Annotated in this window: 1 pseudogene; it reads right to left on the reverse strand. The window is 65.5% G+C overall.

From position 1 onward, the window contains the following. Nucleotides 1–586, reverse strand: a pseudogene (locus tag A6A04_RS02245) (ferrous iron transport protein B); the annotation flags it as partial.

The following is a 586-nucleotide window of genomic DNA, read 5'->3' on the forward strand; positions in this document are numbered from 1 at the left end:
AGGGTCTTGTCCACCAGATCGGTGGCCAGTTGCACCCCGGCCTTGATCCAGTCGGTGGGAATGGCTCCCAGGCTGAAGGTCGCCTCGAACATCACCCACAGGATGCCCAACAGCAGGGGCAGGCCCAGAGTGCGGTTCAGGAAGAAATCGTCGAGGATACGGGTCAGCTTGAACCCGGCGGTGGGATCGCCCTCCTGCTGACGGACTTCGCGCAGCAGGCCGTTGGAAAAGGCGAAGCGGGCCGAGGCCAACAGGCTGGCGGTGTCTTCATCATGCTCGTGGGCCAGGGCGGTCTGCTCGCCCTTGATCTCCTCGACCAGTTCGACGTGGTTGCTTTCGTGGCGCAGAACCTCGTCATCGCCTTCCAGCATCTTGATGGCCAGCCAGCGCGAGCGCACCGGGCTCAGCTCCTGGGGGTGCAGCTTGGACAGATGCTGCTGGACGCGCTCGATGGCCGCCTCCAGATGGCTGTCATAGTGCAGCCGTAACGGGGCGGCGGCGGGAGTTGTCGAGGCCATGGCCGCCACCGCGTCCAGCAGGGCGTCGATGCCCTCCTTCTTCAGGGCGCAGGTCTCCACCACCGGCG

The organism is Paramagnetospirillum marisnigri (assembly GCF_001650715.1).
Taxonomy (GTDB): Bacteria; Pseudomonadota; Alphaproteobacteria; order Rhodospirillales; family Magnetospirillaceae; genus Phaeospirillum; species Phaeospirillum marisnigri.